Source organism: Kitasatospora sp. NPDC004289 (genome assembly GCF_053602875.1).
In genome coordinates, this window is the sequence record NZ_JBSGEL010000084.1 from 1 (window position 1) to 13,269 (window position 13,269).

Below are 13,269 nucleotides of genomic sequence, written 5' to 3' on the forward strand. Positions count from 1 at the left end.
CAGGCGTTGGTCATCTCGCCGGACTTCGGCCGATTCTGGCTCGGCCAGGCGCTGGCCAATCTGGCGGGCAAGGGCATCACCCTGCTGATCCCGCTGGTGGCCGTGGTCGCCCTGGACGCCGGCCCGGCCGAGGTCGGCCTCCTGAACGCGGCGCAGTTCCTGCCGCTGCTGGTGTTCACCCTGTTCGCCGGGGCCTGGCTGAGCGGCCGTCCGCACCGCCCGGTGCTGATCGCCGCGCACACCGCCAACGCGGTGCTGCTGGCCCTCGTCCCCCTGGTCACCGCGCTCGGCGGCCTCGACATCCGGCTGCTCTACGCGGTGGTCTTCGCGATCGGCGCGATCACCTGCTTCGCCGACGTCTGCGCCCTCGCCTACGCCCCGGCGCTGGTGGACGGCGAGCGGCTAGTGGTGGCCAACAGCAGGCTGGAGACCACCTACGCGCTGGCCACCGTGGCCGCGCCCGGGCTGGGCGGCATCCTGCTGGGCGCGCTCGGCGGCTCGCTCTCGCTCTCCCTCGCGGTGGCGGCCTACCTGCTGGCGGTGGTCTCCTTCACGCTGATCCGGCACCGGGCGGCCCCGGCCGTCCCGGCAGGGGCCGCGGCCCCCCGGGCCGGGATCGTCCGGCTCGTCCGGGAGGGCCTGACCTTCTCCTGGCGGGTGCCGCTGCTGCGCCGGCTCACCCTCCAGGCGGCCTGGTTCAACCTGTTCGAGCAGGCCGTGCTCACCCTCTACCTGGTCTACGCCGTCAAGGAGTTGGGCTTCTCCCCGGGCCTGCTCGGGATCACGATGATCATCGGCGGGGCGGGCTCGGTGCTCGGCTCGATGGCCGCCGCCCGGATCGGCCGCCGGCTCGGCGCGGCCCGCACCCTGATCGCCGGGATCGGCCTGGCCTCGGCCGGACCGCTGGTCTTCCCGCTGGTCTCCGGCCCGGTCTGGCTGACCGCCGCGCTCTGCACCGCCTCCTTCGTGGTCTACGGCTTCGGCCTGACCGTCTTCAACATCTTCAGTCTGACGGCCCGTCAGCGCACCACCACCGAGGAGTTGCTGGCCCCGGCCTCGGCCACCAACCGCTTCGTGGCCTTCGGCACCATCGGCATCGGCGCCGCCCTCGGCGGCGCGGCCGGCAGCGGGCTGGGCCTGCGGCCCGCCCTGTGGGTGGCGGCGGTGGCCCTGCTGCTCGGCTGGCTGGTCTTCGCGGTCACCCTGCTCCGCTCCGGCTCGGACGGCGAGGGCGGGCGGCACGAGGACCCGGCCGCCGCCCGGGACGCCGTCCCGGCCGCCGCCTGACGAGACCCGCCGCCCGACGAGACCCGCACCCGTACCGAGGCCGGCGGCGGACCCCACCCGCCCCGGCCCCCCTCTGACCCACGGAGTGACGAATCATCATGCCTTCCGACCACCGGACCGAACCGCCCGAGAACCGTCCCGACGCCCTGCTGCTGATGGGCGACCTGGTGGTGCTGGCCCGTCAGGGCCGCCTGATCACCGACGCCGTCCGGCGTGGCCTGGCACCGATCGCGGTGGTCAGCCCGGACACCGACCAGGACCGGCTGGCCGAGCTGCGGGCCGATCCGGCCAGTCCGCTGGCCGGGCTGGCCGAGGTGGTGCGGGTGGCCGACGCCAAGCCGTCCACCGTGGCCCCGGCGGTGGCGCCGCTGCTGCACCGCTACCGGGTGCGCGGGGTGATCTCGGTCGGCGAGGTCTTCGTCGAGCCGGTCGGGGTGCTGGCCGACGCGCTCGGCCTGCCCGGCACGGGCTCGGCCGCCGCACTGATCTGCCGGGACAAGCTGCTCCAGCGGATCGCCGCCCCGGCTTACGCCCCGGCCTGGCGGACCGTCCCGGCCGAGGAGCGGGCCACCTTCACCCTGCCGGCCGGGGAGTTCCCGGTGGTGGTCAAGCCGGCCGGCCGGTTCTACAGCTCGGGGGTGCGGATGGTGCACACCCAGGCGGAGCTGACCGAGGCACTGGGCGCACTGGCCGGGCACGAGACGGCGCTGGTGGAGGCCCGGGTGAGCGGGCCCGAGTACTCCGTCGAGGCGCTGGTGCAGGGCGGCGAGGTGATCTGGTCCGGCGTCACCGGGAAGGAGAGCAACGAGGCCGGCGGCCGCTACTTCACCGAGGTCGAGCACACCTCGCCGGCCGAGCTGGACGAGGAGACCCGGGAGGCGCTGGTCGCGGCCAACCGCGAGGTGCTCCGGCTGGTCGGCCTGCGGGACGGCATCACGCACGCCGAGTACCGGTACACCGAGCGCGGCGTGGTGCTGATGGAGGTGGCCGCCCGGCTGCCCGGCGACGGCATCACCTTCCTCTGGGAGCTGGCCACCGGCCAGGGCGTCGAGCCGGTGATGCTCGACCTGGCGCTCGGTCTCCCGGCCTCCTACCCGCAGCCCCGGCGGCGGGCCCGGCAGCACTTCCTGGAGCACGGGCACGGCGTGCTGGCGGACGTCACCGCCGAGGGCGCCGAGGTGTACTGGACCGCCCGGGACGACCGCTGGCCGTCCTTCGCCCCGCTCGCCGCCGACGCCCCGGCCGCGCTGCACGCGGTGCTGACCGGCCGCCGCCCCGGCGACCTGCTCGGCCCGCAGGTGGACTCCGGCCACCGCTCCGCCTCGCTGATCCTGGACGCCCCGCTGGGCGAGCCGATCGCCCAGGCCACCAAGACCTTCGCCGAGCAGGTCCGGGTCGTCGTCGACCCGGCACCGGCCGGCTGACCCCCGGTCGGAACCGGACCGGTCGACACCCGGTCCGCCCGAACCACCACTACCCGACGAACACAGAGGAGAGGAACCATGTCAGCCACCACAACCGCCCCCGCCTGCCTGGTCTGTGACAGCCCGATCGAGGTCCAGCCCGGCTGGGAGGTCGGCGAGATCCTGGAGTGCGGGGCCTGCGGCCAGGAGCACGAAGTGGTCGAGAAGACCGACGCCACCGTGAAGGTCGAGCTGGCCCCCGAGGTCGAAGAGGACTGGGGCGAGTGAGCCGGGAGGCGGCCGACGTCCTGCTCTCGCTCACCATGCTGCGGCCGGAGGAGCGGCTGCTGCTGGACGCCCTGCGGTCCCGCGGCGTGACCGTGCGCACCGCGCTCCCGCCGGACCTGGCGGGCGTGCTGTCCGGGCGGGAGGCGGCGCCCCGGCTGGTGGTGCTGCGCAATCTCTCGCACCGGGAGGCGATCGGCACCGCGCGCCGGCTGGAGCAGGCCGGTGTGCCCACCTTCAACTCGGCCGCCGCCATCGAGGTCTGCAACGACAAGGGCCTGCAGGCCCTGATGCTGGCCCGGCACGGCATCGCGCACCCGCGCTCGCTGCACGCCTTCACCCACGACCAGGTCCGGGAGGCGGTCGAGGAGCTGGGCTGGCCCTCGGTGGTCAAGCCGGTGAGCGGCTCCTGGGGCCGGGGCGTGGTCCGGCTGGTGGACGAGGAGTGCCTGGACGTCTGGACCGGGGCCCGCGAGTCGGTGGACGCGACCGGGAAGCTCTTCCCGGTGCTGGTCCAGCAGTACGTCGAGAAGCCGGGCCACGACCTGCGGGTGGTGGTGGTCGGCCGGGAGCCGGTGGTCGCCTTCCGCCGGGTCTCCGAGGACTGGCGGACCAACACCCACCTCGGCGCCCAGGTCGAACGGGCCGAGCTGACCGAGGAGATGGCCAAGCTCTGCCTGGCCGTGGTGGACCAGCTCGGCGAGGGGTTCTACGGGGTCGACCTGATCGAGGACCGGGAGACCGGTGAGACCGCCGTGCTGGAGGTCAACGCCAACCCGGAGTTCGCCAAGTCCTCGGCCCTGCACGGCGTGGACGTGGCCGGCCGGCTGGCCGACCACCTCGCCGCTTCGCTGCCCGGCTGACCGGCCGGCCCCACCGCCAGGCGGGGCCGGCCGGTCCGGCCAACTGCCCTGCCACACCGACGAAGAGGGTTCGATGGAACTGTTCGACACGGCGGTCGTCCTGACCCGGGTACTGACCTCGGGGACCGTGATGAGCATCGAGAAGAGTGACCGGGAACTGCCGGGACTGGAACGGCAGTTGACGAAGATCACCGGCCGCCGGAAGGCGGTCCTGGTGAACACCAGGACCGCCGCCGTGCACGCCGCGCTGACCGGCCAGGAGATCGGGTACGGCGACACCGCCGTGCTGCCCGGCCTGGACGGGCCGACCGCCGCCTTCGTCTCCTGGCTGGGCGTCACGGTGCGGGAGGCCGGGGAGACCCCGTCCTTCGTGCAGATCTCGCTGGACGGCCACAACGCCCACCGGCTGGGCGAGTTGGCCCGCACCGGCGCGGCCGCCGGGGCCCCCGCCCTGGTGGTCGACCTCACCGGTCTCGGCTTCGGCCCGGCCGCGGCCGTGCTGACCGACGACCCGCGGGTCTGGGCCCGGGCCGAGCGGCTCAAGATCTTCGGCGCCTTCGACCTGCGCACCATGTGGACCCAGGAGGAGGAGAGCACCGAGCTCGTTCCCGGAGTCCAGTTCAACTACCGCCTCAGCCCGCTGGTGGCCGCCTGCGCCCGGCTGGCCCTCCTTCAGGCCGCGACCGCCGTCCCGGCCACGTCAGGAGCAACGACGTGATCACCGACTTCCCAGCCGCCCCGCTCCCGCTCCCCGACCCGGCCGAACTGGACGCCCAGCTGGCCGAGTTCGGCGGAGACCCGATCATCGCCAAGGAGTCCCGCCGGACGATCTTCCCGGTCATCACCAAGGAGGACGTCTTCGGGATGCTGCTCGCCCAGCGGGCCGAGCCGCAGAAGGCCGTCGACGACTTCACCGAGGCGTACCGGGCCTACGTCGGCGCGCACCGCGCGCTGCCGACCGCCAGCGGCACCTCCAGCCTGCACCTGGCCCTGGTCGGTGCCGGGGTGCGGCCCGGCGACGAGGTGATCGTGCCGGCCTTCACCTTCATCGCCACCGCCCAGGCGGTGGTGGCGGCCGGGGCGGTCCCGGTCTTCGCCGACATCGACCCGGTCACCTACTGCCTGGACCCGGCCGCCGCCGAGGCCCTGGTCACGGAGCGGACCCGGGCCCTGATGCCGGTCCACGTGCACGGCCTGCCGGCCGACCTGCCGGCCCTGCGCGCGGTGGCCGACCGGCACGGACTGGCCCTGGTGGAGGACGCCTCGCACGCCCACTCCGCCACCCAGGACGGCCGGGTGGCCGGATCGATCGGCGACGCGGCCGGCCAGAGCCTGATGGCCGACAAGAACTTCCCGCTCGGCGGTGAGGGCGGCATCGCCTTCTTCGCCACCCACGAGGCCCACCAGCGGGCCGTGGACTACCTGGAGCGGCACGGCATCGACTACCGGATGTCCTGGATCGCCGCCGCCTTCGGCAGCAGCCAGCTGCGCCGGCTGCCGTTCTACGACGCCGTCCGGGCCCGGAACGCCGCGCTGCTCGGCGAGGCACTGGCCGGGACCGGTCTGTTCCGCGCCCCGCACGTGCCCGAGGGCAGCACCCACGCCTACAACATGTACCGGATCACCCTCACCCCCGAGGGCGTCGGCCTGGACGACCTGCCGGTGCACGCGGTGAAGGAGGCGGTGCACCGCCTCCTGGTGGCCGAGGGCGTGCCCGCCCGGGAGTGGCAGAACACCCCGATCCCCTGCCACCTGCCGTTCCGGCACCGGGGCGGCTTCGGCAACGGCTACCCGTTCACCCTCAACCCCGGCGCCGTCCGGGACCACCGCCCGGAGGACTTCCCGAACGTGGTGGCGATGCTGGAGAGCACGCTGGTGCTCTGCCGCGAGCTGCGCTCCCCGGTCGAGTACGAGCGCGCGCTGCGCTACGCGGACGCCTTCCGCAAGGTGGCCCGCCGCCCGGACGCCATCCGCAAGATCGCCACCGAGCAGGAGCACCTCCGTCCGCAGCAGAAGGCGGCCCGCCTTGGCTGAGCGACTCGCCCCCCAGGAGCGGCGGTTCACCGTCGCGGTGCTCGGCGCCACCGGGTACACCGGCTCCGAGCTGATCCGGCTGCTGCTCGACCACCCCGCGGCCGAGCTGGTCTTCGTCTCCTCCGAGCGCTCGGCCGGCAAGACCGTCGGCTCGGTGCTGCCCTGGCTGCGCAACCACCCCGCCGCCGCCAAGCTGACGTACCGTCCGCTGGACGAGCTGCCCGAGGTGGACGTCGCCTTCGGCTGCCTGCCCGGCGGCGAACTCCCAGGCCGGATGGGCCTGGTGGCCGACCGGGCCCAGCGCGTGCTGAACCTGGCCGGGGACTTCCGGCTGCGCGACCCGAAGCAGGCCGCCGCGCACTACCCGGCCTCGGCCCAGTGGACCGAGCCGTTCGCCTACTACGTCCCGGAGTTCGGCGAGCTGCCGCCCGGACGTTTCGTCAACCTGCCCGGCTGCATGGCCGCCACCACCCTCTACGCCCTCCAGCCGCTGCTGGCGGCCGGGCTGATCGAGGACGACGTGGTGGTGGACGTGAAGACCGGATCCACCGGCTCCGGCCGCAGGATCTCCGAGCACCCGGCCGAGCGCAGCGGCAACTTCCGGGTGCACAAGCCCTTCGGGCACCGGCACGGCCCCGAGGTGGCGCAGGCGCTGGCCGACCACGCCGGTGCCGTCCCCGACCTCCAGTTCTCCACCTACAGCCTGGACACCGCGCGCGGCATCGTGGCCACCGCCTACAGCCGACTGCGGGACGGGGCGGGCTCGTTGGAGGTCCGCCGGGCCTACGCCGCCGCGTACGGCGGCACGCCGTTCGTCCGGTTCCGGCCCGCGCCCAAGTCGCCGCAGGACTTCCCGATGCTCAAGTCGGTGGTCGGCTCCAACGTGGCCGAGGTGGCCGTCGCGGTGCGCGGCACCCGGGTGGTCACGGTGGCCGCCCTGGACAACCTCCTCAAGGGTGCGGCCGGTCAGGCCGTGCAGGCCTTCAACCGGCTGCACGGGCTGCCCGAGGTGACCGGCCTGCCGTTCACGGCGGTGGCCCCGTGACCCGGCCGCTGTACGTGGTGAAGCTCGGCAGCAGCACGCTCGACCGTGCGGAGGTGTTCGCCGAGGTGGCGGAGCTGTCCCGCCGGGGCGCCCGGGTGCTGCTGGTCTCCGGCGGCGCGGCCGGGATCGAGCGGCACTACGAGGCGACCGGCCGGGCCATCCGCTGGCTGGAGCTGGCCAACGGCGACAAGGTCCGCTACCTGCCGCCGGACGAGGTGCCGCACGTGGTGGCGGCCTACGAGGAGCTGACCCTGCCGCTGGTGGCGGACGGGCTGACGGCGCACGGGCTGAACGTCTTCACCGGCGTCGCGTCGCGCACCGGGCTGGTCTCGGGGAGGGCGAACCGGCCGCTGAAGGTGTCGGTGGACGGCAGGTCACGGGTCGTCAGGGACCACCGGGCCGGGACGGTGGCGGCGGTGGACACGGCGCGGCTGAGCGCGCTGCTGGACACCCACGACGTGGTCTGCGTCAGCCCGCCGGTGCTCGACCTGGACGGCGGCGCCGCGATCAACGTGGACGCCGACGTACTGGCCGCCGAGCTGGCCAACGCCACCGGCGCCGACCACCTGCGGCTGGTCACCGGCACCGCGGGGCTGCTCACCGACCCGGCCGACCCGTCGGCCACCCTGCGCCACGCCCATCCGGGCGAGGCCGGGCGGTACGCGGGCGGCCGGATGAAGCAGAAGGTCCGGGCGGCCGAGCTGGCGCTGGCCGGCGGCGTCGCGGACGTGGCGATCACCGGTCCGCACGCGCTGGCCCGCCCGGCCGGGCGGACCAGGTTCTGGCGGGCCCCGGCCCCCGCGCCCGATCTCGAACTGCTGGGCCGCGCGGTACAGGTCCCGTCCGTCTCCGAGGACGAGCGGGAGCTCGCCGAGTACCTGGCCGAGTGGGCCGCCGAGCACGGTCTGACCGCCCGGATCGACGAGGCCGGGAACCTGGTCGCGGCCAAGGGGGCGGGCCCGCGCCGGCTGCTGCTGCTCGGCCACCTGGACACCGTGCCGCACCACTGGCCGGTCCGCTGGGAGGGCGAGACCCTGCACGGCCGGGGCAGCGTGGACGCCAAGGCCGCGCTGGCCGCCTTCCTGGAGGTCGCGGCGGAGGCCGAAGTGCCGGACGGCGCCCAGCTGTTGGTGGTCGGTGCGGTGGAGGAGGAGATCTCCTCCTCGCGCGGCGCCTTCCACGTCCGCGACCACTACCCGGCCGAGGCCGTGGTCGTCGGCGAGCCGAGCGGCTCGGGGGCGCTCACCCTCGGGTACTTCGGTCTGTTCAAGCTGCGGATCACCACGACGGTGCTCAGCGGCCACTCGGCCGGCTACGACGCGCTGTCCGCACCGGACGCGCTGCTCGGCGCGCTGGAGCGGATCCGGGCCGCGGTGCTCAAGGAGGCCCCGGAGGCCCTGGACGCGCTGATCTCGCTCGGCTCCGGCACCGAGCGGGAGGTCCAACGGGCCACCGCCGTCCTGAACTTCCGGGTACCGCCGGGCGCCGACCTGGCGGCGGTGCGGAAGGCGGCGGCGGACCAGGCCGGCGACGGCGTCGAGGTGACCGAGCTGCGGGCCACCCCCGGCCACAGCGGCGGCCGGACCAGCACGCCGGCCCGGGCCTTCGCCCGGGCCTTCGCCAAGGCCGGCATCCGGCCCAGGTACCTGGTGAAGAAGGGGACGTCGGACATGAACACCTTGGCCACCGGCTGGCACGGCGTGCCGATGGTCGCCTACGGCGGCGGCGACGCGGCGCTGGACCACACCGACCGCGAGCACGTGACGGCCGAGGAGTACCGGACCGCGCGGGCGGTGCTGGCCGGCGCGGTGGCCGAGTGGTTCGCGGCGGACCCCGCCCGGACGGAGGGGGCGTCATGAGCGTGCTGCAGGCCGAACTCGCCGACGCCGAGCGGATGGTGGACGTCCTGGCCGACCGGGCCCGGGAGGCCAGGAAGCTGGTCATCGACATGGCCGCCACCCCCCGGGGCTGCCACCTCGGCGGCAGCCTCTCGGTCACCGACCTGCTGATCGCCGCGCTGCACCGGGCCGGGCAGGACGAGGGCGGGCACGTGGTGCTCAGCAAGGGGCACGCGGCGGCCGGCTTCTACGCCGCCCTGCACGTCAGCGGCATCCTCGCGGAGAACCCGGCCCCGCTCTACGCCGACCCGGCCCACCACTACACCGGGCACCCCAACCACGCCGTCCCCGGCGTGCTGTTCCCCACCGGCAGCCTGGGCCACGGGCTGCCGTACGCGGCCGGCTGGGCGCTCGGCCTCCGGCTCTCCGGCCGGGCCGGGCTGACCTTCGCGGTGCTCGGGGACGGCGAGCTCCAGGAGGGGCTGGTCTGGGAGAGCTGCCAGGTCGCGGCGGCCCGGCGACTGGGCCGGCTGGTGGTGCTGGTGGACCGCAACGGCGGACAGAACGACGGGCTGGTGGCGGACATCTCGCCGCTGCCGAACCTCGCCGGGCGGTTCGCCGCCTTCGGCTTCGAGACCGCCGAGGTGGACGGCCACGACCTGGGCGCGCTGCACGCGCTGCTCGCCCCGGACCGCGACCCCGACGGCCCGCCGCTCGCGGTGGTCGCCACCACCGTCAAGGCCAAGGGCGTCCCGGCCCTGGAGGGCAAGGCGGCCTCGCACTACGTCAGCGTCGACGCCGCCCGGGCGGCCAAGTGGAAGCGGTTCGTCCGATGACTGCCACGCAACTCCTGGAGGATCCGGTGGTGTTGTCCGGCCGGGACGCCTACCGGGCCGAGCTCGCCGTGCTGGCCAGGACCGACCCGAGGATCCTCTGCCTGGAGGCCGATCTCGGCGGGCGCAAGCACCCCTTCGCCGAGGAGCACCCCGACCGGTTCTTCAACGTCGGGATCGCCGAGGGCGCGATGATCGACATGGCGGCCGGGCTGGCGCTGGCCGGATTCCGCCCGTTCGTCTCCACCTTCGCGCCGTTCGCCGCGCTGCGGGCCGCCGAGAGCCTCAAGCTGGCGCTCGGCTACCTGGGCGCCGGCATCAGCGTGGTGGCTCCGTACGCGGGCGTCTCGGGCGCCTGGTTCGGTACCACCCACCACTGCCTGGAGGACCTCGCGGTGCTCGGCGCCGTCCCCGGCGTGGTGATCGCCGCGCCGTACGGGGAGGCCGAGATGCGGGCGGTGATCCGGTCCGCCGCCGCCTCCGGGCGTCCGCACTGGATCCGCACCGGGCGCGGCGCCAATCCGGTCGGCCTGCACCGGGACGGCGAGGAGCTGGGCGCGCTGCGCTGGGACGCCGCACCGGAGGCGGCCGAGGTCTGCCTGGTCTCGGTCGGCGAGGTCGGCACCGAGCTCAGCCTGGCCGCCCGCCGGGAGCGGCCGGAGCTGGCGCACGCCCACCTCTGCTACCTGGACCACGAGCACCTCGCCGAGGCCGCCGTCCAACTGGCCGGACGGTACCGGCGGTTCGTGGTGGTCGAGGAGCACCGGGCGGCCGGCGGGGTGGCCTCGGCGCTGGCCCTGCTGCTCCGGCAGGCCACCGTCCACGGGGTCAACGCGGGCCAGGGCTGGCCCTCGCACGGCGGAGACCACGACCACGTGCTGGCCGAACTCGGCCTCGACCTCCCGGCCGTGCTGGCCGCCGCCGAGGCCGCCGCCCACGACTGAGCGGGCCCCGGGGCCCGCGTGGCCGACGTACCGGCCGACCTGCCCGCAGGGCAGGAGTTCTCACCCGACCACAGCACACCCGCAGCACACATGAGGAGCGACACGGATGGATCTCGGACTCGCCGGCAAGGTGGCGCTGGTCGCCGCGGGCACCAGCGGACTGGGCCTGGCGGTGGCCACCGCCTTCGCCCGGGAAGGGGCCACCGTCTCGGTGGCCGGGCGCGACCCCGAGCGGCTGGCCCGGGCGGTGGCGGCGCTGGAGAAGGAGTCCGCCGGTGGCTCGGTGAGCGGCTTCCCGCTCGATGTCCGGGACGAGGAGGCGGTGGCCGACTGGGTGGCCCGGGCCGCCGAACTGCACGGCGGGGTCGACATCGTGGTGACCAACGCGGGCGGCCCCGGCCCCGGCCACGCCACCGAGCACAGCGTGCAGACGTACCGGGACGCGGTGGAGCTGAACCTGCTCTCGGCGGTCTCGCTGGTCTCGGCCGCCGTGCCGCACATGCGCCGCGCCGGCTGGGGCAGGGTGCTGTTCATCACCTCCCTGGCCGCCAAGCAGCCGATCTCCGGCATGGCGCTCTCCAACACCGTCCGGCCCGGCCTGCTCGGCTACGCCAAGTCGCTGGTGCACGAGCTGAGTCCGGACGGCATCACGGTCAACGTGCTCGCCCCGGGGATGACCAGGACCCCGGAGCTGGAGCACTGGGCGAAGGGTCTGTCCGGCGGCATCCCCGGCCTGACCGCCGACATCCCGGCGGGCCGGCTGGCCGAGCCCGAGGAGCTCGGCGCGGCCGCCGCCTTCCTGGCCTCCACCCGGGCCGCCTTCGTCACCGGCACCGTGCTGCCGGTGGACGGCGGTGCCACCCGCAGCCTGCTCTGACCCACCGCCGTTCACCCGACCACCCGCCGGCGGCAGCCCGCCGGCCCGGACCGAAGGAGTCCAGCACCATGACCGATCGGCGTGGCCCCCAGGACGACACCGCCCTCGACCCGACCACCCTCGACCCGACCGCCCACCCGGGCGGCCAGCGGCTGGTGATCGACCATCAGGGAGTGGTGACCGCCCCGGCGCCCGAGGTGCCCGGTGCCCGGCCCGGCGGTACCGTCACCCTCCTCGCCGACGCCCCGCCGGAGCACATGGACCCGGCCCAGACCTACATCGGCACCACCCTCGCAGTGGCCACCGCCCTGTTCCACCGCTCGCTGACCGGGTACGTGGAGGATCCGGAGGGCGGGGTGCTCACCCTGGTCGGCGACCTGGCCACCAACGCCGGCCGGACCGACGACGGCGGCCTGACCTGGACCTACACCCTGCGCGAGGGCCTGGCCTTCTCGGACGGCACCCCGATCGGCTCGGCCGACGTGGCGCACGCCGTGGCCCGGTCCTTCTCCGAACTCGGCGACTACGGACCGCAGTTCATCCAGCGCGCGCTGGACCCGGAGCGCACCTACCGCGGCCCCGGCCCGGACGGTCGCCCCGCCCCCGGGGTCACCACCCCGGACGACCGCACCATCGTCTTCCGGCTCGCCGAGCCGTACCCGGACTTCCCGTTCTTCGCCGCCACCACCACGACCACCCCCGTCCCGGCCGACCGCGCCCCCGGCGCCGAGTACGAGACGGAGTGGCTCTCCACCGGCCCGTACCGGCGTGCGGAGAGCGTGCCGGGCGAGTACTTCGTGCTGGAGCGCAACCCGCACTGGAGCCCGGCCACCGACCCGATCCGCCGTCAGTACGTGGACCGGATCCGCTGGGAGTTCGGGGTGGACCGGACCGCGCAGACCCGGCGGCTGGCCGAGCCCGACGCGGCCGACGCCACCTCGATCGCCACCACCGACGTGGCACCCGCCGACATCCTCTCGGTGCAGATCGACCCGGAGAAGCTCTCCCGGGTGCTGGACGGGCCGACCCCGTACGCCCAGTACGTCTACATCAACACGCAGCGGGTCACCGACCTCGACGTCCGCCGCGCGCTGATCTACGCCTTCGACCGCGAGTCCTACGTCGAGGCGGCCGGCGGCTCGGCCGCCGCGGAGCCGGCCACCACCGTGCTGGCCCCGATGATGCCCGGTCACCAGCCGTACGACGCCTACCCGGCCGGGCCCAACGGCGACGTGGAGCGGGCCAAGCGGCTGATCGAGGGCAAGGAGGTGCCGGTGCTCCGGTACGCCTTCCAGGACATCGCCCCGCTGCGCAGGCTGGCCCCGGTGGTGAGGACCGCGCTGGAGCGGGCCGGCTTCCGGATCGAACTGGTCCCGGTGGACCGGGCCGCGTACTACAGCACGGTCGGACGCCGGGACACCGACGTGGACCTGATCTGGGGCGTCTGGGGGCCGGACTTCCCGGACCCGGCCGGCGTGATGGACGTGCTGTTCCGCGGCGACCGGATCACCGCGACCGGCAACATGAACCTCTCGTACTTCGACGTGCCGGACATCAGCCGGCGCCTCGCCGAGCTCGGCAAGGAGACCGACCGGGCCGCGGCGGCGGCCGGGTACGCCGAGATCGACCGGGAGATCATGACCGACCACGCGCCGCTGATCCCGGTCTTCTACAAGCGGCAGTTCTCGCTGGTCGGGCCGGAGGTGGGCGGGCTGTTCGTCAGCGCGCTGTACTCCTTCCCCAACCTCACCCGCGTGCACGTGCTGAGCTGATGGAACGCCAGCAAGTCTGTCCTGCAAGGCCGTTGCCGATCCGATCGTGAACAGAGGAGGATGACCGGGTGTCGACCGAACCGCTCCG

General features: G+C 74.6%; 12 protein-coding genes. All 12 read left to right on the top strand.

Annotated features, from left to right (window positions below; all coding sequences use genetic code 11):
* Nucleotides 1–1,287, top strand: a 1,287-nt coding sequence (locus ACWEPF_RS34765) for an MFS transporter (RefSeq protein ID WP_452175725.1), incomplete at its 5' end; no start/stop codon positions are given.
* A gap of 98 nt (nucleotides 1,288–1,385) precedes the next feature.
* Nucleotides 1,386–2,711 (top strand): ATP-grasp domain-containing protein, encoded by a 1,326-nt coding sequence (locus tag ACWEPF_RS34770; RefSeq protein ID WP_452175726.1) that lies wholly within the window; start codon nucleotides 1,386–1,388, stop codon nucleotides 2,709–2,711.
* Between the two features lie 78 nt (nucleotides 2,712–2,789).
* Entirely contained in the window at nucleotides 2,790–2,978 is a 189-nt protein-coding gene (locus ACWEPF_RS34775) for a lysine biosynthesis protein LysW (protein WP_345288908.1), read from the top strand.
* On the top strand, nucleotides 2,975–3,838 hold the full coding sequence (locus ACWEPF_RS34780; RefSeq protein ID WP_452175727.1) for a RimK family alpha-L-glutamate ligase: 864 nt from the start codon (nucleotides 2,975–2,977) through the stop codon (nucleotides 3,836–3,838). Before ACWEPF_RS34775 ends, ACWEPF_RS34780 begins: the two co-directional genes overlap by 4 nt.
* Nucleotides 3,839–3,911: 73 nt before the next feature.
* Nucleotides 3,912–4,556: a DegT/DnrJ/EryC1/StrS family aminotransferase gene (locus tag ACWEPF_RS34785; RefSeq protein WP_452175728.1), complete on the top strand. Its 645-nt coding sequence runs from the start codon at nucleotides 3,912–3,914 to the stop codon at nucleotides 4,554–4,556.
* On the top strand, nucleotides 4,553–5,872 hold the full coding sequence (locus ACWEPF_RS34790; RefSeq protein WP_452175729.1) for an aminotransferase class I/II-fold pyridoxal phosphate-dependent enzyme: 1,320 nt from the start codon (nucleotides 4,553–4,555) through the stop codon (nucleotides 5,870–5,872). The genes ACWEPF_RS34785 and ACWEPF_RS34790 overlap by 4 nt, the downstream gene beginning before the upstream one ends.
* Complete coding sequence (gene argC, locus ACWEPF_RS34795; protein WP_452175730.1) at nucleotides 5,865–6,917, top strand: N-acetyl-gamma-glutamyl-phosphate reductase; 1,053 nt, start codon at nucleotides 5,865–5,867, stop codon at nucleotides 6,915–6,917. Before ACWEPF_RS34790 ends, argC begins: the two co-directional genes overlap by 8 nt.
* Nucleotides 6,914–8,776 carry a M20/M25/M40 family metallo-hydrolase gene (locus ACWEPF_RS34800; RefSeq protein WP_452175731.1) on the top strand — a complete coding sequence of 621 codons (1,863 nt, stop codon included), beginning with the start codon at nucleotides 6,914–6,916 and terminating at the stop codon, nucleotides 8,774–8,776. The genes argC and ACWEPF_RS34800 overlap by 4 nt, the downstream gene beginning before the upstream one ends.
* Nucleotides 8,773–9,591: a transketolase gene (locus ACWEPF_RS34805; RefSeq protein WP_380149514.1), complete on the top strand. Its 819-nt coding sequence runs from the start codon at nucleotides 8,773–8,775 to the stop codon at nucleotides 9,589–9,591. Before ACWEPF_RS34800 ends, ACWEPF_RS34805 begins: the two co-directional genes overlap by 4 nt.
* Nucleotides 9,588–10,532, top strand: coding sequence for a transketolase family protein (locus tag ACWEPF_RS34810; RefSeq protein ID WP_452175732.1), 945 nt, complete (start codon nucleotides 9,588–9,590; stop codon nucleotides 10,530–10,532). The genes ACWEPF_RS34805 and ACWEPF_RS34810 overlap by 4 nt, the downstream gene beginning before the upstream one ends.
* A 106-nt stretch (nucleotides 10,533–10,638) precedes the next feature.
* On the top strand, nucleotides 10,639–11,409 hold the full coding sequence (locus ACWEPF_RS34815; RefSeq protein ID WP_452175733.1) for an SDR family NAD(P)-dependent oxidoreductase: 771 nt from the start codon (nucleotides 10,639–10,641) through the stop codon (nucleotides 11,407–11,409).
* A 68-nt stretch (nucleotides 11,410–11,477) separates the two neighbouring features.
* Entirely contained in the window at nucleotides 11,478–13,181 is a 1,704-nt protein-coding gene (locus ACWEPF_RS34820; protein ID WP_452175734.1) for an ABC transporter substrate-binding protein, read from the top strand.
* Nucleotides 13,182–13,269: the final 88 nt, after the last annotated feature.

Coding starts and splice junctions, on each gene's coding strand:
- ACWEPF_RS34770 (WP_452175726.1), top strand. CDS start 1,386: ATGCCTTCCGACCACCGGACCGAACCGCCCGAGAACCGTCCCGACGCC.
- ACWEPF_RS34775 (WP_345288908.1), top strand. CDS start 2,790: ATGTCAGCCACCACAACCGCCCCCGCCTGCCTGGTCTGTGACAGCCCG.
- ACWEPF_RS34785 (WP_452175728.1), top strand. CDS start 3,912: ATGGAACTGTTCGACACGGCGGTCGTCCTGACCCGGGTACTGACCTCG.
- ACWEPF_RS34805 (WP_380149514.1), top strand. CDS start 8,773: ATGAGCGTGCTGCAGGCCGAACTCGCCGACGCCGAGCGGATGGTGGAC.
- ACWEPF_RS34810 (WP_452175732.1), top strand. CDS start 9,588: ATGACTGCCACGCAACTCCTGGAGGATCCGGTGGTGTTGTCCGGCCGG.
- ACWEPF_RS34815 (WP_452175733.1), top strand. CDS start 10,639: ATGGATCTCGGACTCGCCGGCAAGGTGGCGCTGGTCGCCGCGGGCACC.
- ACWEPF_RS34820 (WP_452175734.1), top strand. CDS start 11,478: ATGACCGATCGGCGTGGCCCCCAGGACGACACCGCCCTCGACCCGACC.